At 72.7% G+C, this 24,003-nt stretch carries 23 protein-coding genes and 1 tRNA gene; 7 read left to right on the forward strand and 17 right to left on the reverse strand.

Annotated features, from left to right (window positions below):
• Positions 1 to 32: 32 nt before the first annotated feature.
• Genes HUT12_RS18340 through HUT12_RS18350 form a run of 3 tightly spaced genes read left to right on the forward strand, consistent with a single transcriptional unit; the run spans position 33 to position 1,385 of the window.
• Entirely contained in the window at positions 33 to 248 is a 216-nt protein-coding gene (locus HUT12_RS18340) for a phosphatidylethanolamine-binding protein (protein ID WP_176094165.1), read from the forward strand.
• Entirely contained in the window at positions 245 to 709 is a 465-nt protein-coding gene (locus HUT12_RS18345; RefSeq protein ID WP_176094166.1) for a hypothetical protein, read from the forward strand. Before HUT12_RS18340 ends, HUT12_RS18345 begins: the two co-directional genes overlap by 4 nt.
• 28 nt (positions 710 to 737) lie before the next feature.
• Positions 738 to 1,385 (forward strand): hypothetical protein, encoded by a 648-nt coding sequence (locus HUT12_RS18350; protein WP_131057745.1) that lies wholly within the window; start codon positions 738 to 740, stop codon positions 1,383 to 1,385.
• 9 nt (positions 1,386 to 1,394) lie between these two features.
• Here the strand turns inward: HUT12_RS18350 and HUT12_RS18355 are convergent, their stop codons facing one another.
• From HUT12_RS18355 to HUT12_RS18395, 9 genes are all read right to left on the reverse strand, one after another.
• Positions 1,395 to 1,571 carry a hypothetical protein gene (locus HUT12_RS18355; RefSeq protein ID WP_162854401.1) on the reverse strand — a complete coding sequence of 59 codons (177 nt, stop codon included), beginning with the start codon at positions 1,569 to 1,571 and terminating at the stop codon, positions 1,395 to 1,397.
• Between the two features lie 68 nt (positions 1,572 to 1,639).
• The gene (locus tag HUT12_RS18360; RefSeq protein ID WP_013733930.1) at positions 1,640 to 1,837 is read right to left on the reverse strand and encodes a hypothetical protein; all 198 of its coding nucleotides are present in this window, start codon (positions 1,835 to 1,837) and stop codon (positions 1,640 to 1,642) included.
• A gap of 4 nt (positions 1,838 to 1,841) precedes the next feature.
• Positions 1,842 to 3,644, reverse strand: coding sequence for a selenocysteine-specific translation elongation factor (gene selB / locus HUT12_RS18365; RefSeq protein WP_176095856.1), 1,803 nt, complete (start codon positions 3,642 to 3,644; stop codon positions 1,842 to 1,844).
• A 2-nt stretch (positions 3,645 to 3,646) separates the two neighbouring features.
• Positions 3,647 to 4,951 (reverse strand): L-seryl-tRNA(Sec) selenium transferase, encoded by a 1,305-nt coding sequence (selA, locus tag HUT12_RS18370; RefSeq protein WP_176094167.1) that lies wholly within the window; start codon positions 4,949 to 4,951, stop codon positions 3,647 to 3,649.
• Positions 4,952 to 4,971: 20 nt separating this feature from the next.
• Positions 4,972 to 5,067, reverse strand: a tRNA-Sec gene (locus tag HUT12_RS18375).
• A gap of 54 nt (positions 5,068 to 5,121) precedes the next feature.
• On the reverse strand, positions 5,122 to 6,192 hold the full coding sequence (nrfD, locus tag HUT12_RS18380) for an NrfD/PsrC family molybdoenzyme membrane anchor subunit (protein ID WP_176094168.1): 1,071 nt from the start codon (positions 6,190 to 6,192) through the stop codon (positions 5,122 to 5,124).
• The gene (locus tag HUT12_RS18385) at positions 6,189 to 7,166 is read right to left on the reverse strand and encodes a 4Fe-4S dicluster domain-containing protein (RefSeq protein ID WP_303393515.1); all 978 of its coding nucleotides are present in this window, start codon (positions 7,164 to 7,166) and stop codon (positions 6,189 to 6,191) included. The genes nrfD and HUT12_RS18385 overlap by 4 nt, the downstream gene beginning before the upstream one ends.
• Positions 7,167 to 7,261: 95 nt before the next feature.
• Complete coding sequence (fdh, locus tag HUT12_RS18390) at positions 7,262 to 10,552, reverse strand: formate dehydrogenase (protein ID WP_176094170.1); 3,291 nt, start codon at positions 10,550 to 10,552, stop codon at positions 7,262 to 7,264.
• Between the two features lie 457 nt (positions 10,553 to 11,009).
• Complete coding sequence (locus HUT12_RS18395; RefSeq protein WP_176094171.1) at positions 11,010 to 11,597, reverse strand: hypothetical protein; 588 nt, start codon at positions 11,595 to 11,597, stop codon at positions 11,010 to 11,012.
• A gap of 585 nt (positions 11,598 to 12,182) precedes the next feature.
• Between HUT12_RS18395 and HUT12_RS18400 the strand changes: the two genes are divergently transcribed.
• Positions 12,183 to 12,524 (forward strand): hypothetical protein, encoded by a 342-nt coding sequence (locus HUT12_RS18400; RefSeq protein WP_176094172.1) that lies wholly within the window; start codon positions 12,183 to 12,185, stop codon positions 12,522 to 12,524.
• On the forward strand, positions 12,521 to 13,180 hold the full coding sequence (locus HUT12_RS18405; protein ID WP_236146007.1) for a nucleotidyl transferase AbiEii/AbiGii toxin family protein: 660 nt from the start codon (positions 12,521 to 12,523) through the stop codon (positions 13,178 to 13,180). The genes HUT12_RS18400 and HUT12_RS18405 overlap by 4 nt, the downstream gene beginning before the upstream one ends.
• Before the next feature lie 154 nt (positions 13,181 to 13,334).
• Here HUT12_RS18405 and HUT12_RS18410 read toward each other — a convergent pair whose 3' ends face one another.
• Both HUT12_RS18410 and HUT12_RS18415 read right to left on the reverse strand, forming a co-directional pair.
• Positions 13,335 to 14,237, reverse strand: coding sequence for an SDR family oxidoreductase (locus tag HUT12_RS18410; protein ID WP_131057014.1), 903 nt, complete (start codon positions 14,235 to 14,237; stop codon positions 13,335 to 13,337).
• A 180-nt stretch (positions 14,238 to 14,417) separates the two neighbouring features.
• Positions 14,418 to 15,560, reverse strand: a complete 1,143-nt coding sequence (locus HUT12_RS18415) for a geranylgeranyl reductase family protein (protein WP_176094173.1) — start codon at positions 15,558 to 15,560, stop codon at positions 14,418 to 14,420.
• A gap of 139 nt (positions 15,561 to 15,699) precedes the next feature.
• Here HUT12_RS18415 and HUT12_RS18420 point away from each other — a divergent pair, with 139 nt between their 5' ends.
• A complete protein-coding gene (locus tag HUT12_RS18420) occupies positions 15,700 to 15,936 on the forward strand; it encodes a hypothetical protein (protein ID WP_131056169.1) in 237 nt (78 codons plus the stop codon).
• A gap of 36 nt (positions 15,937 to 15,972) precedes the next feature.
• A complete protein-coding gene (locus HUT12_RS18425) occupies positions 15,973 to 17,403 on the forward strand; it encodes an MFS transporter (protein WP_176094174.1) in 1,431 nt (476 codons plus the stop codon).
• Positions 17,404 to 17,590: 187 nt separating this feature from the next.
• Here HUT12_RS18425 and HUT12_RS18430 read toward each other — a convergent pair whose 3' ends face one another.
• From HUT12_RS18430 to HUT12_RS18455, 6 genes are all read right to left on the reverse strand, one after another.
• The gene (locus tag HUT12_RS18430; RefSeq protein WP_176094175.1) at positions 17,591 to 18,175 is read right to left on the reverse strand and encodes a hypothetical protein; all 585 of its coding nucleotides are present in this window, start codon (positions 18,173 to 18,175) and stop codon (positions 17,591 to 17,593) included.
• A gap of 604 nt (positions 18,176 to 18,779) precedes the next feature.
• Positions 18,780 to 19,478, reverse strand: coding sequence for a hypothetical protein (locus tag HUT12_RS18435; protein WP_131056163.1), 699 nt, complete (start codon positions 19,476 to 19,478; stop codon positions 18,780 to 18,782).
• Positions 19,479 to 19,683: 205 nt separating this feature from the next.
• The gene (locus HUT12_RS18440) at positions 19,684 to 20,793 is read right to left on the reverse strand and encodes a DUF3626 domain-containing protein (protein ID WP_176094176.1); all 1,110 of its coding nucleotides are present in this window, start codon (positions 20,791 to 20,793) and stop codon (positions 19,684 to 19,686) included.
• Positions 20,794 to 20,877: 84 nt separating this feature from the next.
• Positions 20,878 to 21,507, reverse strand: coding sequence for an MBL fold metallo-hydrolase (locus HUT12_RS18445; RefSeq protein WP_131056501.1), 630 nt, complete (start codon positions 21,505 to 21,507; stop codon positions 20,878 to 20,880).
• A complete protein-coding gene (locus HUT12_RS18450) occupies positions 21,507 to 22,592 on the reverse strand; it encodes an S-(hydroxymethyl)mycothiol dehydrogenase (RefSeq protein ID WP_176094177.1) in 1,086 nt (361 codons plus the stop codon). The genes HUT12_RS18445 and HUT12_RS18450 overlap by 1 nt, the downstream gene beginning before the upstream one ends.
• The gene (locus HUT12_RS18455; protein WP_176094178.1) at positions 22,589 to 24,001 is read right to left on the reverse strand and encodes a nitrate/nitrite transporter; all 1,413 of its coding nucleotides are present in this window, start codon (positions 23,999 to 24,001) and stop codon (positions 22,589 to 22,591) included. The genes HUT12_RS18450 and HUT12_RS18455 overlap by 4 nt, the downstream gene beginning before the upstream one ends.
• Positions 24,002 to 24,003 lie beyond the last annotated feature (2 nt).

The raw sequence follows: 24,003 nt of genomic DNA on the forward strand, positions 1-24,003 counted from the left end.
GTCCGTCACCGTGACGACCGGAGGAGACAGCGATGCCAGGACCGCGTCCGGGTAGCAACGCCTACGACAAGCAGCGCGCCCGCATCCGCAACGCCGTCGACGACTCGGGTCGGCGCACCTCGGACGAGAAGGCCGACGAGACCGCCAACCGGATCCTCCAGGAGGATCGGGGACAACGCGGCGTGGTCCGGGGTGACCGCACCTACGGTCCGAAGGGCAACCGCGAACCGGGCGACCCGAAGAAGTGAGGGGCGGGTACCTCGCCGACGGGCTCATCGCCGGGGCGGTCGGCACGCTGGCGCTGAACACGGTGACCTACCTGGACATCGTGGTGCGGGCCCGGGCGGCCAGCCAGACCCCGGAGGAGAGCGCCGGCAGGGTGGCCGACGCGGCCCACCTGGACCTGGGCGCGCCGCCGCAGGCCGCCCACCGGCGCGCCGGGCTCGGCGCGTTGATGGGGTACGGGCTCGGGGTGGCCGCCGCCGTCGGCTTCGCCGCGCTGACCCGTGGGCGGCGGCAGCCGATCCTGCGCGCCGCCGCGCTGCTCGGCGGCGGGGCGATGACGCTCTCCGACGGGTCGTTGACGCTGCTCGGTGTCACCGACCCGCGCACCTGGCGGCGCGTCGACTGGCTGGCCGACCTCGTGCCGCACCTCGCGTACGGGGTGACGGCCGCCGCCACGTGGAACCGGCTGCGGCGATCGGGCTAGTCCGGGCCACAACGGGTACTCCCGCGAGATGGGCGATCACCGCGAGATGGCACGGGCCCTGCTCACCCGGCGCACGTACGCCGAGGAGGCGGGGATCACCCTCGCCGACCGGCCCGCGCCGCTGTACCAGCTGCTGGTGCTCGTCACGCTGTTGAGCACCCGGATCCGGGCCGGTGTGGCGGTGGCGGCGGCCCGGGAACTCTTCGCCGCCGGCTACCGCACCCCGCAGGCGATGGAGGCGGCGCGGTGGCAGCAGCGCGTCGACGCGCTCGGGCGGGGCCACTACCGCCGCTACGACGAGCGGACCGCGACGATGCTCGGCACCGGCGCCCGGCTCTGCCTGGACCGGTGGCACGGCGACCTGCGACGGCTGCACCGGGAGGCCGACGGTGACCCGACGGCGCTGCGGCGGCTGCTCACCGAGTTCCCCGGCATCGGGCCCACCGGGGCGGACATCTTCCTGCGCGAGGTGCAGAGTGTCTGGCCGGAGCTGCGCCCGTACGCCGACCGGCGGGCGGTCGCCGGGGCCAAGCGGCTCGGGTTGCCGGCCACCCCCGACCGGCTGGCCGGGCTGGTCGACGACGACGACTTCGGCCGGTTCGCCTCGGCGCTGGTGCGGGTGGCGCTCGGCGAGGAGTCGGTGGGGCAGCTCAACCGGAGCGTGGCGGCCCGCTGACCGGCGTGACTAGGCGTCGCCGGGTTTGGTCAGGTGCCACACCAGCAGGGCGGCGAGCAGAGCCAGCACCACCAGTCCCCCGGAGATCCCGCTGCCTTCGGTCTCCGATCGGCCGGTGGTGCCGAAGTAGATCACCGCGAGGCCGGCCAGCACCGCGACGACCTTGCGGATGCCTCGGTCCTTCATCCGTCGCACGATAGAGCCGAACAGGCTTGGATGCCGGTTTTCGTCCGGTCTGTCCCCCTACTGGGCGATCAGTCGGTCTCCAGGTCGTCCAGTGAGATCTTGTGGCTCATCAGCCAGCGGGCCAGCGCCGACATCCCGAACAACCACAGCGGCGCCGACTCGGTGGTGCCGTTGGTGGCAAAGATGGCGAACCTCAGGTCCGGTGCCCGGTACGCCTCGATCCGCCAGCGGTGCTGCCGGTCCCGCCAGACCGCGGAGGGGTCCATGGCGTCACGGTAGGCGTCCGGGACGCCCGGCTGCCGGCCGATCGGTGGAATCCGCGTCGACCACCGTCCGGGCGTCGTCCGGCAACCGGCGGGTCCGGCCCTGCCGGTCCAGCAGCTCCAGCAGCGGCACCGCCACCCGGCGGGTGGTGTCCAGGGCCTGCCGGGCGGCACTGAGCGTGAACGGCTGCGGCAACGCGGCGAGCACCCGCACCGCCTGCTGCGGCGCGCCGGGCAGCAGCAGCACGTTGCCGGTCAGGCGCAGCAGCGCGCCGGCCCGTACCGCCGCGCCGATCTCGCGGACCCCGAGCCCGACGGCGGCCAGCCGGTCGGCGTCCGGAGCCCGGAACGGGTACGCCGCGAAGTCGTCGCGGACCAACGCCACCGCGCGGGCCACCGGCTCCGGCAGCGGATCAGCCCCGGCCGCGCCGACCCGACCGGCGGCCAGCCGCAGCGGCGCCCGCACCAGCGCCTCGACCAGCACCCGGTCGGGCAGGTCGAGCTGCCGGCGCAGCACCTCCACCGGGGCGCCCGCCTCCAGGGGATGCTCCCGGGAGTACCGGGTCACCGCCTCGGTGAGCCGCGCGGTCAGCCGCGCCCAGTGCTCCGGATCGGCCAGCCAGTCCCCCGCCACCGGGGCGACGTGCACCGGCACACCCGCGCGGGCCAGGTCCCCGGCCCGCACCAGGCCGCGTCGCCGCAGTTCACCGGCGAGGTCCGGCCGACCGTCCAGGGTGGCCAACACCGCCGCCCGGGCCGCCGCCGCGCCCCGCCGCCGCAACGGCGGCGGCAGCACGTCCAGGACGGTCACCCCACCGACGACGTGGTGGCGGCCCGGGTCGCGCAGCAACGCCCGGTCGCCGACGAGCAGCGGCACCGGACGCCCCAACCGCAACCGGACGGTGTCGCCGCCCAGCGGACGCACCCGCACCGGCACGGCCGCCGCACCCACGTGCAGGGTCAGCGTGGCCGGCAGCTCGGCCACCGGGTCGCCGGCCAGCCGCACGTCGACCAGGTCGGTGGACCGGAACCGACCCGGGGTGAGCAACGCGTCGCCGCGCGCGACCCGGTCCCGGGACACCCCGCGCAGGTTGACCGCCACCCGGGCCACCGGGTCGACGGCGTCGCGGGCCTCGCCCAGGCGGTGCAGGCCCCGTACCCGCACCAGGTCACCGGTGCCGGCCAGTTCCAGCTCGTCACCGACCCGCAACCGGCCCACGCCGAGGGTGCCGGTGACCACCGTGCCGCTGCCGCGCACCGTGAAATGACGGTCGACCCAGAGCCGCACCGGCGCCGCGTGGTCGGCGGACGGCACGCGGGCAGCCAACCGGTCCAACGCGGCACGCAGCTCGGGCAGGCCGACACCGGTGACCCCGCTGACCACCACCGACTCCACCGCGCCCAGGGTGGTGGAGGCCAGCTCGGCCCGGGCGCGCGCCAGCGCCGGACCCGGATCGGCCAGGTCCGCGCGGGTCACCACGAGCAGGCCGTACGCGACGCCGAGCGCGTCCAGGGCGGCCAGGTGCTCGGCGGACTGGGGCATCCAACCCTCGTCGGCGGCGACGACCATCACGGCGGCGGGCACCGGGCCCACCCCGGCCAGCATGTTCGGCACGAACCGTTCGTGCCCGGGTACGTCCACGAAGGCGACGACGGCCCCGGACGGCAACGTGGTCCAGGCGAAGCCCAGGTCGATGGTCATGCCCCGACGGCGTTCCTCCGCCCACCGGTCCGGTTCCATCCCGGTCAACGCCCGCACCAGCGTCGACTTGCCGTGGTCGACGTGCCCGGCGGTGGCCACCACCAGCATGGTCAGTCGCCGCCCGGGACGGCGAGCACGGCGGCGCGGACCGTCGGGTCGGCGTGCTCCGGCACGCACCGCAGGTCCAACAGCAGCCGGCCCCGCGCCACCCGGCCGAGCACCGGCGGCTCACCGGTGCGCAGCGGTGCGGCGTAGCGCTCCGGCAGGCTCAACGCCCACGAGTCCAGCTCCACGCCGGGAGCACCGCCACCGCCCACCACCGCCGCCGACGGCACCACGTCGGCCTTACGACCCTCGGCGGCCAGGGCGTCCCGCAGCCGCTCGGTCCGGGCCCGCAGCAGCGCCGCGTCGGCGTGCAGGGCCGTCCGGGTGGGCGTGGCCGGATCGCCGAGGGTGGCGGCGAGCGCGGCCAGCGTCAGCTTGTCCACCCGCAGCGCCCGGGCCAGCGGAGACCGCCGCAGCCGCTCCACCAGTGCGGCCGAGCCCAGCAGCAGCCCGGCCTGCGGGCCACCCAGCAGCTTGTCGCCGCTGGCGGTGACCAGGTCCGCCCCGGCCCGCAGGGTCGTCGCCGCGTCCGGCTCGTCGGGCAGCAGCGGGTCGGGCGCGAGCAGCCCCGACCCGATGTCCACCACCACCGGTACGCCGAGCGCGGCCAACCGCCGGACCGGCACCGCCGACGTGAAACCGGTGACCCGGAAGTTCGACGGGTGCACCTTGAGCACGAAACCGGTGCGGGGACCGATCGCGGCGGCGTAGTCGGCCGGCGTGGTGCGGTTGGTGGTGCCGACCTCCCGTAGCCGCGCCCCGGTGCTGGTCAACAGGTCCGGCAGGCGGAACCCGTCCCCGATCTCGACCAGCTCGCCCCGGCTCACCACGATCTCGGCGTCGGCGGCCAGCACGGTGGCGGCCAGCACCAGAGCGGCGGCACCGTTGTTGACCACGTGCACCGCCTCGGCCTCCGGCACGGCGGCGGCGAGCGCGTCGACGGCGTCGCGACCCCGCCGGGCACGTCGGCCCGTACCCAGATCCATCTCGACGTCGGTGTGCCCGGCGGCGGCGACCACGGCGGCCACCGCCGCGTCGGAGAGGGCGGCCCGCCCGAGGTTGGTGTGCAGCAGCACACCGGTGGCGTTGAGCACGGCACGCGGGGCCGCCGACGGCAGCGCGGCCAGCGCCTCGACGGCGACCGCCTCGGGGGTGATCTCACCGCGCCGGGCCCGGTCCTGCGCCTGCCGGACGGCGACCTTCACCCGCTCCCGACCCAGGGCGGCGGCGGCCACGACCAGCCGGGGATCGGCCAGCAGCGCGTCGGTACGCGGCACCCGGCGGCGCGGGTCGGCGACGCCGTCGCCCATCGCGTCATCTCCTCACCGTGTGGCGGAGACGGACGGGAATCGAACCCGCCTGGCCCGGATCCCGGACCACACCGGTGTTGAAGACCGGGAGGGGCACCAGCCGCCTGAACGCCTCCACCCAGCATTGGATCACAGCACCCACCCGGCCGTACGGCCGAGTCGGCACCCGATCACCGCCCGGCCGTCGCCTCACCGGCGCGCCGTGCCAGACGCTCCCGCTGCGGCAGCACCGTGTACTTCGGATCCCGGGCCGAGGCCACCCCCGCGTGGAACACCCCGAAGCGGGTCGCCACCGACGCGGCCAGCAACGCCGCGCCGGAGGCCGCCGACAGCACCCGGCTGCGGGCACCCACCAGCGCCCCGGCCACCCCGGCCACGGTCAACGCCCGCCCGACCCGCAGCAACCGGCCGCCGCGACCCGTGCGGTACGGCTCGCCGAGCAACCCCGACCGGGTCTCCAACCGGTGCGCGCCGACCAACTCCAGAGCGGCACCGGCCACCGCCATCCGCCGCGCCGGACCCGCCTGCGCGGGCGGCACGGCGAGCAGCCCCACCCCGGCACCGCTGGCCAGGGCGCTGCCGGCGAAGACGAACGGCAGGTGCGGGTACGCCTCGTGCCACGACGGCACGGCCGTGTCCGCCAGCAGCACCGCCGTGTACGTGCCCAGGGCCGGTGCGGTCGCCGCGGCGGCCAGCCCGGCGGCGTGCCCCACCGGCGGCAGCACCCGACGGACCAGCCCCAGCGGACCGCGCTCGGGCAGCAGCGGTGCCGCCTCGGCGATCGCGGCCAACCCGGCGGCCGGACCGTACGCGCTCAGGATCCAGGTCCCCACCGACATCGGCGACGTCGGCTTCGCCACCCGCAGCATGTGGTGGAACCGCTCCGGCCGTCCCAGGTCCTTGACCAGCAGGCCCGCGCTGGCGGTGACCGCGACCAGCGCGGCGACCCGGCCGACGCGCCGCAGCGCCGGCCGACCGGTCACCTGCCCGCCCGCCGCCAGCAGCGACGAACCGGCGGCCAGCCCACCGGTGAACAGGTACGCGGCGATCTCCCAGGTCCACACCGGCGGTTTCAGGATCGGTCGGCCGTAGTAGGAGCGGAACTCCGCCCGGGGCACCGCCAACTCCTCGCCGCCACGTCCGCCGCGGCGACCGCCGGTGCGGTCGTCGGTGCGGCCGTCGGCCGCCTGGTCGCGGAAGCGACGGAACCGGTCACCCACCTCCGGCTCGCGGGGGGTCACCGCCGACCACCGAGGAACGCGCCCACCGCCACCGCCGCCATCGCCAGCGCGGCGACCCCGGCACGCTGCCACATTCTCGGCAGATCCCGGGTCGTGACCTGCGGATCCGGTGGCAGGCCGTACACCTCCGGTTCGTCCAGAAGCAGGAAGAACGCGCCGTCACCACCGACGCCGTCGGCCGGGTCGTGACCGTAGAGCCGTGCCTCGGGAGTCCCCCGCTCGTGCAGCGTGGCGACCCGGGCGGCGGCCCGTTCCCGCAACTCGTCGAGCGGACCGTACTGGATCGACTCCGTCGGGCACGCCTGCGCGCAGGCCGGTGTCAGGCCGGCACCGATCCGGTCGTAGCACAGCGTGCACTTCCACACCCGGCCGTCGTCGACCCGCCGGTCGATGACGCCGTACGGGCAGGCCGAGACGCAGTACCCGCAGCCGTTGCAGATGTCCTCCTGGACCACCACCGTGCCGAACTCGGTGCGGAACAGCGACCCGGTCGGACAGACGTCCAGGCAGGCCGCGTGGGTGCAGTGCTTGCACACGTCGGACATCATCAGCCAGCGGAAGTCCGACCGGCCCTCCGCACTGCCGGTACGCCCCGGCGGCCCGGCGGCGGGCATGCCCAGGAACTCGGTCATCCGGGCGGCGACCGCCGGATCACCCGGCGGCAGCCCCGGATCGGTGCCGGTCGCGTGGCTCGTGTCGGTCGGGCTGCCGGTGCCGGCGGCGGTCGCCGCCGAGGCGGCGCTGACCGGGTCGCCGGTCGGCGTGCCGGCGAAGGGCGCGTCGTGGTGCCCGGCCGGACGAGGCTGCTCCACGAAGGCCACGTGCCGCCAGGAGTTCGCGGTCAACGCGCCGGTGTTGTCGTAGGACATGCCGAGCAGGTCCAGGCCGGAGGCCGGCACCCCGTTCCACTCCTTGCAGGCCACCTCGCACGCCTTGCAGCCGATGCAGACGCTGGTGTCGGTGAAGAAACCCATCCGTGGGGGCGCGTCGACCCAGCCGGACGCCGACGCCGGCTGGTACTCCTGCCCCGACGTCGCGGACGGGCCCGCCCGGTGCTGCGGGTCGACCATCAGTGCGTCCCCTCCTCGTCGTCGGCCCCGGCGGACGTGGTCGGCACGCCGGGGGTGACCGCCGGCGGGGTACGGCCCGGCACGATGCCGGCCCGGTCACCGTAGTCGCGGACCAGCTCGCGCAGGGCCGCTCCGGTGGGACGCCGCCCCGGACGCACGTCACACGTGCCGATCTTGCTCTCCTGGATCAGCACGTTCGGGTCCAGGGTGATGCCGAACAGGTCGTTGGCCGAGTCCCCGGTGACCAGCCCCTCGTACCCGAAGTGGTACGGCAGCCAGAGCTGGTGGATCACCCGCCCGTCCACCCGCAACGGCACGATGCGGTCGGTGACCAGCACCTTCGCCTCGATCACCGCACGGGAGGTGACCAGGTGCGCCCACCCCAGATGGGTCAGCCCGACCAGGTCGGCCAACTCCGGCGACACCTCCACGAACATCTCCGGCTGCAACTCCGCAAGCGGCCGTACGGTGCGGCTCATCCCACCCGCCGTGTGGTGCTCGGTCAGCCGGCTGACCGTGAACACGTACGGGAAGACCTGACTGTGCGGCGCGGGTGGACTCGGGTTCGTCGGGTTGACCGGATGCGCGTACGTCTTGCGGGTCGGGTTGGCCTGCTGCGCGTAGAGCGGATTACGCACCGGCGACTCGGCCGGCTCGTAGTGGGTCGGCAACGGCCCGTCCAGCACACCGCTCGGCGCGTACAACCAGCCCTTCCCGTCGGACTGCATGACGAACGGGTCGTCCCCGGCCAACGCCTCCGGACCGGTGGCGCCCTCCGGCGGCTGGTACGACGGCGGTTTCGTCACCTCGAAGTCCGGCACGTCGCGACCGGTCCAGCGGCCCGCCTCGGCGTCCCACCACACGTAGCGCTTCCGCTCGCTCCACGGTCGCCCCTGCGGATCCGCCGACGCCCGGTTGTAGAGCAGACGCCGGTTCGCCGGCCACGCCCACCCCCACTCGGCGGCCACCCAGTCCTGCTCGTGACCGGGCCGCCGCCGCGCCGCCTGGTTCACCCCGTCGGCGTACACACCGGTGTAGATCCAACAGCCCACCGCGGTCGTACCGTCGTCGCGGGCCTCGGTGAACGCGGACAGCGGGCGGCCCGTCGTGGTGTCGTACCCGTTGATCTCCCGCAGCACCGCCTCGGCGTCCGGCTCGTCGCGCGGGCCGTGCGTGGGGTAGTCCCACGCCAGGTCCAGCAGCGCCCGGTCGCGCGGCAACGACGACCCGGCCAGCTTCTCCCGCAACCGACGCCCCAGGTGATAGAAGAACCACAGCTCGGAGCGGGCGTCGTCGGGCGGCTCGACCGCCTTTTCCCGCCACTGCACCAGCCGCTGGGTCTGGGTGAACGTGCCCTCCTTCTCCACGTGCGAGGCGGCGGGCAGGAAGAACACCTCGGTGCGGCACTCCTGCGGCACGATCTCCCCGGTGGCGACCTCCGGACCCCGCTGCCAGAAGGTCGCACTCTCGATCATGAAGAGGTCGCGGACCACCAGCCAGTCCAGGTTCGCCATGCCGAGCCGCTGCGCCCGCCCGTGTGCCGACCCGACCGCCGGGTTCTGCCCGAGCAGGAAGTACCCCTTGATCTTGCCGTCGATCATGTCGAGCACCTGCTGGTAGGTGCCGTGGTCCCCGGTCAGCCGAGGCAGGTAGCCGTAACAGAAGTCGTTCTCCGGCGTCGCCGCGTCCCCCCAGTACGCCTTCAGCAGACTCGCCGCGTACGCGCGGGCGTTGCCCCAGAAGCCCTTCTGCCCCGGATGCCGGATGCCGTCCACCCAGTCGTCGAACGTCACGTGCTTGGCGTGGTGCGGCATCGGCAGATAGCCCGGCAGCAGGTTGAACAACGTCGGGATGTCCGTCGACCCCTGGATGCTGGCGTGCCCACGCAACGCCAGCACCCCGCCGCCTGGACGGCCCACGTTGCCCAGCAGCAACTGGATGATCGCCCCGGTGCGGATGTACTGCACGCCGACGGTGTGCTGGGTCCACCCCACCGAGTAGATCAGGCACCCGGTCCGCTCCCGGCCCGAGTTCTCCGTCCACGCCCGCGCCAACTCCAGGAACCTCTCCCGGGGCAGGCCACACACCCGCTCCACCATCTCCGGGGTGTATCGGGCGAAGTGCCGCCTGAGGATCTGGTAGACGCAGCGCGGATGACGCAACGTCTCGTCCCGCTCCGACCGACCCGCCACCGGCGCACCGTGCGACTCGTGGCGCAGGCCGGCGGCGGTGTCCCGCTCGTCGGCGGTGCCGCCGCTGCCCGAGTCCTGCTCGTGGCCCGCGTACTGCCAACTGTCCTGCACGTAGCTGCCGCTCTCCGGGTCCCACCCGGAGAACAACCCCTCGGCGTCCTCGGCGTCGACGAAGTCGTCACTGACGATCGTCGCCGCGTTGGTGTACGCCAGCACGTACTCCCGGAAGTCCAACTCGTTGGCGAGGATGTGGTTGACCACCGCACCCAGCAGCACGATGTCCGTACCCGCCCGGATCGGCAGGTACGCGTCGGCCACCGCGCTGGTCCGGGTGAACCGAGGATCGACGTGGAAGACCTTCGCCCCGCGCTTCTTCGCCTCCATCACCCACTGGAAGCCCACCGGATGGGCCTCGGCCATGTTCGAGCCCTGGATGACGATGACGTCAGCGTTCGCCACGTCCTGTTGGAAGACCGTCGCACCACCGCGACCGAAACTGGCCCCCAGACCGGGGACCGTGGCGGAGTGTCAAATCCGGGCCTGGTTCTCGATCTGCAACGCGCCCGCCGCGGTGAACAACTTCTTGATGAGGTAGTTCTCCTCGTTGTCCAACGTCGCCCCACCCAGGCTGGCGAAGCCCAGTGTGCGGTTCAACGGACGCCCCTGCGGGTCGACGTCCTCCCACGTCTGCGCCCGCGCCGCCAACACCCGGTCGGCGATCATGTCCAGCGCGGTGTCGAGGTCCAGGTCCTCCCACTCGGTCCCGTACGGCCGGCGGTACCGCACCGTCGTCTGCCGCAGCGGACTGGTCACCAGGCTCTTGCTGGCCGCGCCCTTCGGACAGAGCCGCCCCCGGGAGATCGGGCTGTCCGGGTCGCCCTCGATCTGCGTCACCCGGCCGTCACGGACGAAGACACGCTGACCACACCCCACCGCGCAGTACGGGCAGACCGACCTGGCCACCTCGTCGGCGTCCTCGGTGCGGGCGGTGAGCCCGGCGCTGCGCGCCGACTGGGCGGCGGCACCACGGCCCAGCGGGTCGGTGCCGGTGAGCTGCCGGAACACCGGCCACCCCAGCAACACGTCCCGCAGTCCCACGTCCGCCTCCTCGGTGCCCGCTCAGTCCTGACCTTAGGGCAGCGCCGGCGGGGCGGCGAGCGGGGCGGCAGAACCGGCCCGAACGGACGCCGCCCCCGGCCCGTCACGGGCCGGGGGCGGCGGTGGGTGTCGGTGTGCAGGTCGCCTCTCGGCGAGTGGCGCGACGCGGCTCCAGCCGAACGGTATTCCGCGACGGCATTTTAGGTGAGGCCCGGGGACACTGGATCACACCGACGCTCGGTACAACCGACCCACACCCTCCCTTGTTCCCCCTCCCCCACATCCCAACCCTGCTGTGTGTGTAAGGAAGGGCCCCCTGCTATCGCCTGGTGTATAGGAAGGGTCCCTTCCTCACATCTCTTCACGGAGAAGACGCTGCCGGCCGGTACCCGTGGTGGGTACCGGCCGGCGGCGTTCTTGCTCCCCCTTGTGCGAGGAAAGTCTGTTCGGTGTGGGGTCAGCTGTTCCAGTGCTCGGCGACCAGATCAGCGGCCTGCTGCTCCCACTGGGCGTAGTGATCCGGGAACGCCGACACCTGCACCGTCTGGGCGGCGACGGTCAACGGCATGTCCTCCCAGCCGTCGACCTGCTTCAAACCCTTCAGAAACGCCAGGGTCGAGTACTCGGGGTCGGTGATCTGCTCCACCGTGCCCCAACCACTGGACGGACGCTGCTGGAACAAACCCTGCGAATCATGATCGTTGCGGTCACCCAGATGACCCAGGTTCTCCAACTTCGACTCCTGAAACGCCGTACCGATCGCGATCACCGCGGCACGCTCGTCCATACCAGCCTTCTTCGTCGCCGCGATGATCGCCTTCGCGTTGCCGACCTGCTCATCGTCCAGATCGATACGCGACTGGGCACCCTGCACACCATGCGGAATCAGCTTGCCGCTGTCGGGCTTGTCCGCCTGCACCGCCACCAACGAACCAGCCGTGACGGGGGTGGCGTCCACCTGCCCGATCGGACCAGCGAACACACCACCGGCAAACGCGAGACCGGCAACACCGAGAACACTCTTACGCAACAGCTTCGAGTTCATCACAAGCTCCATTCGGGGGTAGACGCCACCCACAGGGGGATCGAGAGTGACGCGAACGCCGTCAGGCGCTAGAAGAAAGGGGAACCGACGCACCAGATCCGAGGGGGATTCACCGGACCAGGCTCACGGCGCCGGGTCGATACACAACCACCTGCGGAGCCGGACCATTCCCGGGGGGCGTATCCGGGAGGACCTCGCGGCGTCGGGATCACAACCACCGACCCGGCCGCATCATTCCCGGGGATGTCCGCGAGCCTCGCGGCGCCGGGACCAGATACAACGACCGACCGAGCCAGGACATTCCGGCATCCGCCCGCCACCCGCGACGGGGTGGGATCCTGCTCTGTCAGCCAGCGGGTTACAACGCCACCGGCCCCACCCCGATTCCGCCCAGGCGTACCCGATATTCAGACATTCTGCGCGCCCTGGCTGAGATTGGCACACCGAGCAACGGCCTGCGTACCGCCTTGCCGCCCGTACACCTGGCTTTCTTGAGTGCGCCGCGCGGGCCGGGTGAGCGGCGTTGCGGCAGGTGGACGAAAGTCGCGGGTCCGGTATGGGATGGGCTGGGGTTACCCTGACAGCATGCAGGCGGTCTCCCCCACCACGTCCGGCGTGGCCTTTCTGGCCCGACCCGGGCGCCCCACGCTGGTGACCGGGACGTTGACCGAGCTGCGCGGGCCCACCCGGGGCGTGGTCGAGCTACCGGTACGCCTGATGTGGTGCGCCGACCGCGCCTTCGACCTGGCCGACCCCGACCAGGTGCTCTGGATGTACGAGAACGTCCTGCGGGAGACCACCAACGTCGACGACCTGCGCAGTCTCGTCGACGGCCGGACGTTGCGGCGCGTGTGGCGACAGTTGAACCTGCCACGGGGCGTACGGCTGGCCTGGGAGACCCGGCATCGAGGTCTCCGATCGGCGTGACCGGCCCGCACCCGCACGAGTTCTATCGCGAGGTGGCCCGGGTGGCGCTGGACGTAGCCGGGCCGCACCGCTTCGTCCTCGGCGGCGGGGTCGCGTGGGCGGCGTACGGGCTGGTCACCCGACCCACCGAGGACGTCGACCTGTTCGCGGACGTGGAGGGCGCGGCGGCGGCGGCTGCGGCCGGGGTACGGGCGGCGCTGGAGGCGGCCGGGTTCGAGGTGGTCGACGCGGACCCGGACAGTGACCTCGGCGGCCTTTTCGAGGGCTTCGACCGGGACATGCGGGACTTCGTGGTCGCCCGGGACGGCCGGCAGATCCGGCTCAGCCTGGCCCGGCTGGACCGGCACCGCAGTCCGGTGGTGATGGAGTTCGGGCCGGTGATGGACGTGCGCGATCTGATCGCCAACAAGACCGCCGCCCTGGTCAACCGGCGGGAGGTACGCGACTACATCGACGTCGCCTCCGCGTTGGAGCACCGGTCCGTCGGCGAACTGTTGGCGTTGGCCCGGCAACTCGACCCGGCCCTCGACGACGAGGACGTACGCGAGGCCGGGCACTACCTCGACCGGATCCCGGACGGGCGGTTCGCCCGGTACGGGCTCGGCCCGGCCGACATCGCCCGGATCCGCCGACACCTGGCCGCCTGGCCCCGCTGACCCACCCGGCGGCGGCGCGCCCACGCCCAGCGGGGCGGACGGGCGGGCACCGCCGCGCGACCGTGCCAGCGGGGCGACGGCGCCGGCGGCTTGTGCGTTAGGAAGGGTCCCCTGCTATGCACGAGGCGTTAGCAGGGGACCCTTCCTTGCGTCCTCACTTGGTGAAGCGACCACCCGTGACGCCGAGGATCTCGCCGGTGACGTAGCTCGACTCCTGCGAGGCGAAGAAGACGAACGCGGGCGCCAACTCGGCGGGCTGACCGGCCCGGCCGACCGGCGTGTCCTGACCGAACTGCTCCACCTTCTCCTTCGGCATGGTCGCCGGGATCAACGGGGTCCAGATCGGGCCCGGCGCGACCGCGTTTACCCGGATGCCCCGGTCCACCACGTCGGCGGCGAGCGCCTTGGTGAAGTTCGCGATCGCCGCCTTGGTGGTGGCGTAGTCCAGCAACTGCGGCGACGGGTCGAACGCCTGGATCGACGAGGTGTTGATGATCGTCGCGCCGTCGCCCATGTGCGGCAGGGCCGCCTTGCACAGCCAGAACATCGCGTACACGTTGGTCTTGAAGACCCGGTCGAACTGCTCGGTGCTGATGCCCGCGATGCCCTTCTCCTGGGCCATCTGGTACGCCGCGTTGTTGACCAGGATGTCGATGCCGCCGAGGTCGCTCACCGCCCGCTCGATCAACGTCTCGCAGTTGCGTTCGTCGGCGATGTCGCCGCGGATCGCGATCCCCCTCCGGCCGGCGGCCTCGATCAGCCGTACGGTCTCCTGCGCGTCGGCGTCCTCCTCCTCGCCGAGGTACGAGATCAGCACGTCCGCGCCCTCCCGGGCGTAGGCGATCGCCACCGCTCGGCCGATGCCGGAGTCACCGCCGGTGATCAGCGCCTTCTTGCCGTCGAGCTTGCCGGTCCCCCGGTACGTCTTCTCGCCGTGGTCCGGCTCGGGGGCCATGTCGTCGGTCCGCCCCGGCGGCGACTGCTGCTGGCGTGGCTGACCCGACTGCTGGCCGTACTGCTCGGTCGGGTCCTGCGGGGTGTGCTGGTTCTCGCTCACGGGTGTCTCCTCGGTGCGCCGGCTGTTGTCCTCACCGATCGCCCTACCCGCCGTCGGTGGCCGGAAACAGCCGCGCACTGATGAGACTGCTGTGCCTCCCGATGGCCCCTGGGGCGTCGCTTCGGTCGGTGGTGGCCGTCACCACGGCTAGAGCATCCTAGGATCCTGGTAGAAAGGGGATCAGGGGGACGTGCGCGGACGGGGCAGCCGGGCGGCTACCGCCAGGGCCACCCGCACCGGCTTCTGGGCCACCAGCTCGTCGAAACCGGCCCCGCCCCGGCAGAACCGGGTGAACGCCCGCCAGCCGGGCGGCGTCGCGATCGCCGCGTGCAGGATCTCCGGACGTCGGGCGAACGCGGCGAGCAGGCGGTACCCGGCCCGCATCGACGGCACCAGCCGCTGCGTCACCGCCCGCTCGTAGCCGGCCAGATCGTCGTCGGCGACCGCGTCACCGGCCAGCTCACCGGAGCGCAGGGCGTAGCTGATCCCCTCCCGGGTCCAGGGTTCCAGCAGCCCGGCGGCGTCCCCGGCGACCAGCACCCGATCCCGCCGCAGCGGCGAGTCCTCCGCCCGGCACCGCGTCAGGTGCCCCGAGTCGTGCGCCGGACGGATCCCGGCCAGGCCCAGCCGGTCCACGAACCGGCGCAGGTACTCGCGGGTGCGGTCCCCCTCGCCCCGCCCCGCGATCACCCCGACCGTCAACCGGTCGCCTTTGGGGAAGAGCCAGCCGTACGACCCCGGCAGCGGACCCCAGTCGAGCAGCACCCGGTGTCGCCACCGCTCCTGCTCCGTCGGCGGCACCGGCAACTCCACCTCCAACCCGAGATCCACCTGCCGGTACCGCACCCCGACATGTCGGCCACTGACCCCCGAGGAGCCGTCGGCACCGACCACGGTCCGGGCCAGCACCGTGTCGCCGTCGGCCAGCCGCAGGCGTACGACCTCGGGGGTCTGGTCGAGCGCGCGGACCGCGACCCGCTCGCGGACCTCGGCGCCGGCGGCCACCGCGGCGGCCCGCAACCGGTCGTCGAACTCCTCCCGCCGCACCATGCTCACCAGCGGACCGTCCCGGTGCCGGCGGGTGAGCGCGCGTCGCCCGTCCAGGGTGAAGGTGACCCGGTCGACGGCGTCGTGGGCGGGCACCTCGATCCGACCGGCCACGGCGGCGAGCGAGACGCCCGTGAGGCCACCGCCGCACGTCTTGTACCGGGGGTGCGCAGCGCGTTCGAGGACCAGCGTGCGGACCCCTCGCCGGGCGGCGGTGTAGGCGGCGGAGAGGCCGGCGGGACCGCCGCCGATCACCACGAGTTCCCAGACGGTCACGGCAGCAGCCTAGGTGAGCCGCCGCGTCGCCAGGGGGCGGCGCGCCACCGGCCGACCGGGGCGCATCTTCGGCGCCGCGCCGGGTAAGCGCGCCCGGCAGACCGCCCACGACCGGCGGTCGGAGCCCAAGGAGGAAACCATGCAGGAGGTCCAGCTGTCGGACGTCGAGGCTCGGGTGTACGACGCGGTGGCGGCCCTGGAGGTACGCGGACAGGTCCCCTACCCCGACCTGATCGCCCAGGAGTGCGGCCTGACCGAGGAGGAGTTGCAGACCACGCTGCACCTGCTCACCGAGAAGAACCTGCTCCACCGGGAGGACTCGCCGATGGCCGGGCTCGACTTCGGCCCGCGCTTCTGCGCCCAGCAGCTCACCTGACGGCGTGGCTCCCGCACCGGGCGCGACAGGGGGGCGATGAGCGCCACCGGCACCGACACGTACGACGACCGGCGACGGTGGCAGGCCCTGGGCGTCGGGCTGGTCGCGGCGTTCATGACGCTGCTCGACATCAGCATCGTCAACGTGGCCATCCCCTCGTTGGACCGGGCCCTGGGCGCCGGGCCGAGCGACCTGCAGTGGGTGCTCTCCGGGTACGCGTTGACCTTCGGCCTGGTGCTGGTGCCGGCCGGTCGGTTCGGCGACGTGCACGGCCGACGCAACGCCTTCGTGTTCGGCATCGCCCTGTTCACCGTGACCAGCGCCGTCGCCGGACTCGCCCAGTCACCCGGCTGGCTGGTCGCCGCCCGACTGCTCCAGGGTGCCGCCGCCGGTCTGGTGAACCCGCAGGTGACCGGCCTCATCCAGCAGCTGTTCCAGGGTCCGGAACGGGCCCGGCCGTTCGGGCTGCTCGGCGCCACCATCGGCATCTCCACCGCGGTCGGCCCGTTGCTCGGCGGCCTGCTGATCGCCGCCGGTGGCCCCGAACACGGCTGGCGGTGGGTCTTCTTCGTCAACGTGCCGGTCGGCATCGTCGCGGTGATCCTCGGCTGGCGGCTGCTGCCCCGCCACCCGATCGGTCAGGTGGTACGCCGTCGCGCCGACCCGATCGGCGTGGTGCTGCTCGGTGTCGGCGTGACCCTGGTGCTGCTGCCGCTGGTCCAGCGGGAACAGTGGCACGGCCCGGCCAAGTGGCTACTGCTCCCCGCCGGCCTGGTCACCCTGGTCGGCTTCGCGCTCTGGGAGCGGCGGTACGCACGCCAGGGTCCACCCCTGTTCGACATCCGCCTCTTCACCCGCCAGTCGTACGCGCTGGGTTCCCTGATCGCGTTGATCTACTTCGGTGGCTTCACCGCGATCTTCTTCATCTTCACGCTGTACCTGCAGAACGGACGCGGCTACAGTGCGCTGGTCGCCGGACTGGCGATCACACCGTTCGCCCTCGGGTCGGCCGTCGCCTCGGCCGTCGGCGGGCGGATCGTCAACCGCTACGGTCGGCCGCTGGTCGCCGTCGGGCTGCTCGCCGTGGTGGTCGGCCTCGGCCTGGTAGCGCTCGCCATCGAGCTGGCGCCGCACGCGCCCGTCCCCTGGGTGACCGCCGCACCGCTGCTGCTGGCCGGGCTGGGCAGCGGCCTGGTGATCGCCCCGAACCAGACACTGACCCTGGCGCAGGTGCCGGTGCCGCAGGCGGGCAGCGGTGCGGGGATGCTCCAGACCGGTCAGCGCATCGGCTCGGCGGCCGGGATCGCCGCCGTCGGCGCGGTCTTCTTCTCGGTCGTGGCCAGCGGGGACAACGCCTGGTCGAAAGCCTTCGAGCGGTCCCTGCTCGTGTCCGCCGGCATCATCGCCCTGGCACTGCTCGTAGCCCTCGTCGACATCGCCCGTCATCATCGCCGTGGTCGGATGTAAGCAGGGGTCCCCTGCTATCGCCTGGTGTATAGGAAGGACCCCTGCTTACATCCCACCCCGCTGTACACCGCAAGTCGTGCGGGGATCCGGGGTGCGGGACAGACGCTGCCGGCCGGTACCCGTGGTGGGTACCGGCCGGCAGCGTTCTTGCTCCCCCTTGTGCGAGGAAAGTCTGTTCGGTGTGGGGTCAGCTGTTCCAGTGCTCGGCGACGAGGTCGGCGGCCTGCTGCTCCCACTGGGCGTAGTGATCCGGGAACGCCGACACCTGCACCGTCTGCGCCGCCACCGTCAACGGCATGTCCTGCCAGCCGTCGACCTGCTTCAGGCCCTTCAGGAAGGCGAGGGTGGAGTACTCGGGGTCGGTGATCTGCTCCACCGTGCCCCAACCAGACGACGGACGCTGCTGGAACAAGCCCTGCGAATCATGATCGTTACGGTCACCCAGATGACCCAGGTTCTCCAACTTCGACTCCTGAAACGCCGTACCGATCGCGATCACCGCGGCACGCTCGTCCATACCAGCCTTCTTCGTCGCCGCGATGATCGCCTTCGCGTTGCCGACCTGCTCATCGTCCAGATCGATACGCGACTGGGCACCCTGCACACCATGCGGAATCAACCTGCCGGAGTCCGGCTTGTCCGCCTGCACCGCCACCAACGAGGTGGGCACGGGGGTGGCGTCAGCCTGCCCGATCGGACCAGCGAACACACCACCAGCAAACGCCAGACCAGCAACACCAAGAACACTCTTACGCAACAGCTTCGAGTTCATCACAAGCTCCATTCGGGGGAAGACGCCACCCACCAGGGGGATTGAGAGTGACGCAAACGCCGTCAGGCGCTAGAAGAAGAGGAAATCCGACGGCAACACGGGCCCGAGAAGGGGAATCACCGGACCAGGTCTTACGGCGTCGGGTCAATACACAACCACCTGGCAGCCCGCATCATTCCCCGGCCACCCGGAAGCCTGACCCGGCACCGGAACCAGGCATAACCACCGACCAGGCGGGGTCATTCCAGCCCGCCACCCACCAGCCTGCGCGGTCAGCCACCCGACTACAACGCCCCGACCCCACCCCGCATTCCACCCAACCCCCACCCACGGGCCACCAGCGAACCGAACATTCGGCGCAAACAGCGCGCCAGCCCATCTCCGCCGTCGCCCGCCTTGCGCGCCAACTCCGTTGATCAAGAAGTTTTGGTGCAAGCGCGACAGGAATCGCGATGCAAACCTCTTGATCAACGCGATCAAAGCGATCTGCGCGGTGCGGCGGAGGGGGCACCGCTCGCCGACCAGGCCGCGCGGAGGGCGACACCGGGTGGGGGGACGGGAACGGCCGGCCCCGGATCGGGGCCGGCCGTGGTGGCGAAGCGGGTCACCAGAGCTGGGTGACGATGTCCGCCGACTGCTCCTCCCACTGGGCGTAGTGGAACGGGTACGCCGAGACCTGCACCGTCTGTGCGGCCGTGGTCAACGGCAGGTCCTGCCAGCCGCCGACGTTCTTGAGGGCCTCGAAGAACACCGTCGAGGAGTACTCGGGGTCGGTGATCTGGTCCACGCTGCCCCAGCCGGTCGACGGGCGCTGCTGGAACAGGCCCTGGGAGTCGTGGTCGTTGTACGCGCCCAGGTGGCCGAGGTTGTAGAGCTTCGACTCCTGCAGTGCGGTGGCGATGCCGATCACCGCGCCTCGCTCGCCGACGCCGGTGTCCTTGGCGACCTCGATGATGGTCTTGGCGTTCTGACGCTGCGCGTTGTCGAGGGGTACCCGCGACTGGGCACCCTGCACACCGTGCGGGATCAGGTCGTCGCGGCTCGGCTTGCCGGGGCGGGGCTTGTCGGTGGTGCCGCCGGTGGTCAGGCCGGACTCGACCGTGGCGCCGGTGGAGTGGCGACCGGTGGCCTTGTCGATGGCGGCGACGGCGCCCTGGTGCGGGCCGGTGGTGATCGGCGCGGCCACGGCGGTGGGGCCGAGGGCCAGCCCGGTGAGGGCGGTCACGCCCACCACGCTGAGGGTGGTCTTCCGGTTCGGTTTCGTCGCGATGGCCGGGAGCCATCGAGTGAAGTCCAGCTTCACGATGGTTGCCCTTTCAATCGTGCGAGCCGCTCGGGGTGAGCCGCTCTCGGGGGAAACTGCCGCCGGTCGGGGTGTGGGTGCCGGCGCTATGGGGAACACAACCCGCCCGACGTGTCGGTCATTCCAGGCATGCCCGACTTGCCCCGCACCGTGGCCCAGGTCACCTATCGCGCCAGGACCTCAGGTGCCGGAGCGGACGGAGGACTCAGACGTCGTACGGGGTGCCGAAGCGGACCAGGACGTGCCAGAGCTGCTTGAGGTGTTGCAGCGTCTCGGCCGTGGACCCGCGATCGGCCCAGCGGCCGGGGTCGGTGACCACCGAGGCGGCGGCCCGTCCGATCAGCGCGGCGTGCACCGGCTCCCCCGACCCGGCGAACTCGGCGTGCACGCGGGCGGCCAACGGCGGGATCACCGGCCCACGGAACTCGGCGTCGACCTGGTCCACCGGCAGCGCGAACCCAGCGTGCCAGCGCAGCGGGAAACCGTACCGCTCGGCGGCGACCGCGAGGGTGACGCCGGTGGCGGTGCCACGGAACGAGGGGTCGACCACCAGTTCGCACACTTCCCGGGCCAGCGTGACCGGCCCGTGGACCTGCGCCTCGACGTAGTCGTCCAGCGCCCGGCCGGCGGTGCGGGGCACGGTGTCGACGTGCGCGCGTCGGCGCAGCAGCTCCTCGACGAGGGTCGACACGTCCGTGCCCGGCCGCCCCAGCGTGCTGCCGGTGTCTGCGGTCGTGGCGAGCAGCGCCGCCAGCACCGGTTCGACCACGTCGACGGTGCCGACGTCCCGTGGGCCGAGGTGGCTGTCGCCGACACAGAAGGTGGTGCGGGTCAGCACCTCGGGGCGCAGCCGCAGGTGGCAGGAGCCGAAGCGCGGGCACGCGCCGTCCGGGTGGTCCAGCAGGTTCAGGCCGCCGTACTTCGGGCGGTCCCCCGGGCGCACACCCCGTCGCTGGTACGCGCCGCCGAAGAGTCGCCGTTCCCAGCGGTCCCGGTCGCCGCCCGGGTACGCGCTGAGCCCGCCGTTTGAGATGCCCGTCTCGAACTGGCTGCGGTAGACGCCCTCGGTGGCGAGCGCCTCGGCCACCGTGCGCCCGTCGGCGAGCAGCCGGTCGGGATGGAAGTTGAGCGTCACGCGCCCGCCTCGGCCGAACGCGGCGACCAGTCGTTCCGGATCGTGCCGGACGCCGCTGCCGGCCAGCGCCCGACCGATCCGGGCCAGCGCGGCGGGACGGTCATCCAGCGCCACCTGCCGGACGTGGCGCACCGCCGCGCGCTGGGCGGCGGTCAGCGCGGCGCGGGGGACGGACGGCATCCGCCGAGTGTGGCCAGGACGACGGGTCGACGCCAACCCGTAACCGGCCGCAGGGGCAGCGAGGCCACCCCTGCGGCCGTCAGGTCAGTGGCCCCGGGCCAGCCACTCGGGGAGCTGCGGAGCCTCCGCGCCGATGGTGGTGCTGTCGCCGTGACCGGTGTGCACGACGGTCTGCGGCGGCAGCGTGAGCAGCCGGTCCCGGATCGAGTCGACGATGGTGCCGAAGTCGCTGTACGAGCGGCCGGTGGCGCCCGGTCCGCCGGCGAAGAGGGTGTCGCCGGTGAACACCACGTCGAGGTCGGCGGCGTACAGGCAGCAGGCGCCGGGACTGTGTCCGGGGGTGTGCAGCACGGTCAGCGGGGTGCCGGCCACCGTGATCGTCTCGCCGTCGGCGAGCGCACCGGCGGGCGGCTCGTCGGGGTGCACCATGTCCCAGAGCACCCGGTCGGCGGGGTGCAGCAGCACGGGCGCACCGGTGACGCGGGAGAGTTCCGGGGCCACGCGGACGTGGTCGTCGTGGGCGTGGGTGGCGACGATCGCGGTGACCCGGCGGCCGGCGACCACGGCGAGGATCGCCTCCACGTCGTGCGGGGCGTCGACGACGACGCATTCGGTGTCGTCGCCGATCACCCAGACGTTGTTGTCGACGTCGAAGGTCTGCCCGTCCAGGGAGAAGGTGCCGGAGGTGACAGTGTGGTCGATGCGGGCGGCCATCAGAAGACCACCACCGAGCGGAGCACGTCGCCGCGGTGCATCCGGGCGAACGCCTCCTCGACGCCGTCGAGCGGGATCTCCTCGGTGACGAAGGCGTCGAGGTCGAGGCGGCCCTGGAGGTAGAGCTCGGTCAGCATCGGGAAGTCGCGGCTGGGCAGGCAGTCGCCGTACCAGCTGGACTTGAGCGCCCCGCCTCGGCCGAAGACGTCCAGCAGCGGCAGTTCGACCCGCATGTCGGGCGTGGGTACGCCGACCAGCACGACGGTGCCGGCCAGGTCACGGGCGTAGAAGGCCTGCTTCCAGGTCTCCGGCCGACCGACGGCGTCGATCACCACGTCGGCGCCGAAGCCGCCGGTGGCGGCCTGGATCTCGGCCACCGGGTCGGTCTCGGAGGCGTTGACGGTGTGGGTGGCGCCGAAGCGGCGGGCCCAGTCGAGCTTGCGGGAGTCGGTGTCCACCGCGATGATCGTGGTCGCTCCGGCCAGGGCGGCACCGACGACGGCCGCGTCCCCGACGCCCCCGCAGCCGATCACGGCCACCGAGTCGCCCCGGGTCACGTTGCCGGTGTTCATGGCCGCGCCGAGACCGGCCATCACACCGCAGCCGAGCAGCCCGACGGCGGCCGGGCGGGCCGCCGGGTCCACCTTGGTGCACTGGCCGGCGTGCACCAGCGTCTTCTCGGCGAACGCGCCGATGCCCAGGGCCGGGGCGAGTTCGGTGCCGTCGACCAGGGTCATCTTCTGTGCGGCGTTGTGGGTGGCGAAGCAGTACCAGGGGCGACCCCGCCGGCAGGCCCGGCAGACGCCGCAGACGGCCCGCCAGTTGAGGATCACGAAATCGCCGGGGGCGACCGCGTCGACTCCGGCACCGACCTGTTCGACGATGCCCGCCGCCTCGTGGCCGAGCAGGAACGGGTAGTCGTCGTTGATGCCGCCCTCGCGGTAGTGCAGGTCGGTGTGGCAGACCCCGCAGGACTGCACGCGTACCACCGCCTCGCCGGGCCCGGGGTCGGGCACGACGATGTCGGTGACCTCGACGGGCGCGCCCTTGCTCCGCGAGATGACTCCCTTGACCTGCTGGCTCACGCTTTCCTCCTCGTCCGCACCGACGCGAAGCGCCGCCGCCGTTGCGCCGCGACGTCGCCGGTGGGGCGGCGACGCGCGCGGTCACTCCCGCTGGCGAACCTACCTGCGGGCGGGCGGCTGGGCACAGCTTCGGCGCGGCTTGCCGCCGGTCGGTGCCCGCCCTGGTCGCGGCGGGCGGCGTTGCGCCAGCGCAGCACCTGCACCACGCCGACGGCCCAGAGCACGTACTGCACCGAGAAGGCCCAGCGGTACGCGGTCAGGTCGGGGGCGGCCCGGCCCGCCGGGGTGACCAGGTCCAGCACCACGCCGATGGTGAGCACCAGGGTGATCGAGGCGACGAAACCGCCGACGTTGACGATGCCGGCGGCGCTGCCGAGGCGGCTGACCGGGTTGAAGGTCCGGGCGTAGTCGAGACCGATCATCGAGCCGGGGCCGCTGAGGGCCAGCACCAGCACCAGCGTGACCAGCAGCCAGCCGGGTGCCCGTCCCGGCCAGGCGAGCAGCACCGTCCAGACGGTGGCGGTGACGCCGACGACGGCGAAGACCAGCACCGAACGGTGGTGCGGGTGGCGGGCGCACAGATGCGCGACCAGCGGCGCGGTCAGCAGCATCCCCAACGTCAGGACGGTGAGCAGGGAGGCGGCGGTGGTCGGGCTGAGGCCCTGCCCCTGCACCAGGAACGGGAAGCCCCAGAGCAACGCGAAGACGGTGCCGGAGAACTGCGTGACGAAGTGGGTCCAGAGCCCGAGCCGGGTGCCCGGGTGCGCCCAGGCGGCGGCGAGCCGCCCGCCGACCGGGGCGGGGGTGGACACGGCGGGCCGATGCGGGGTGTCCCGGACGGCGGCGACCACCACCAGCAGCACGGCCGCGCCACCGCCGGCGGCGGTCAGGAAGGCGGTGGTCCAGCCGGTGTGGTGCAGCAGCGTCACCAGCGGTACGGCGGCCAGCACCGCACCGAGTTGGCCGAGTGTGCCGGTCAACTGGATCAGCAGCGGGTTGCGGCGGCCCGGGAACCAGAACGCGACCAGGCGCAGCACGCTGATGAAGCTCATCGCGTCGCCGAGACCGATCAGGACGCGGGCGGCCACCGCGAGGCGTACGTCGGCGACCAGGGCGAAGGCGAGTTGACCGGCGACCATCAGAAGACCGCCGGTGATCAGGAGCCGGCGCGAGCCGTACCGGTCGAGGAGCATCCCGACCGGCACCTGCATCACCGCGTACACGGCGAGTTGCGCGACGGTGAGGGTGGCCAGCGTGGCGGCGCTGATGTCGAAGCGTTGCGCCGCCTCCACGCCGGTCACGCCGAGGGAGGTGCGATGGAAGATCGCCGCGACGTACGCGCTGAGCGCCGCACCCCAGACGAGCAGGGCCCGGCCGGGCGGTGCCGGGAGCGGGGCCGGGGCGCTCACGA

The organism is Verrucosispora sp. NA02020 (genome assembly GCF_013364215.1).
Lineage (GTDB): Bacteria > Actinomycetota > Actinomycetes > Mycobacteriales > Micromonosporaceae > Micromonospora.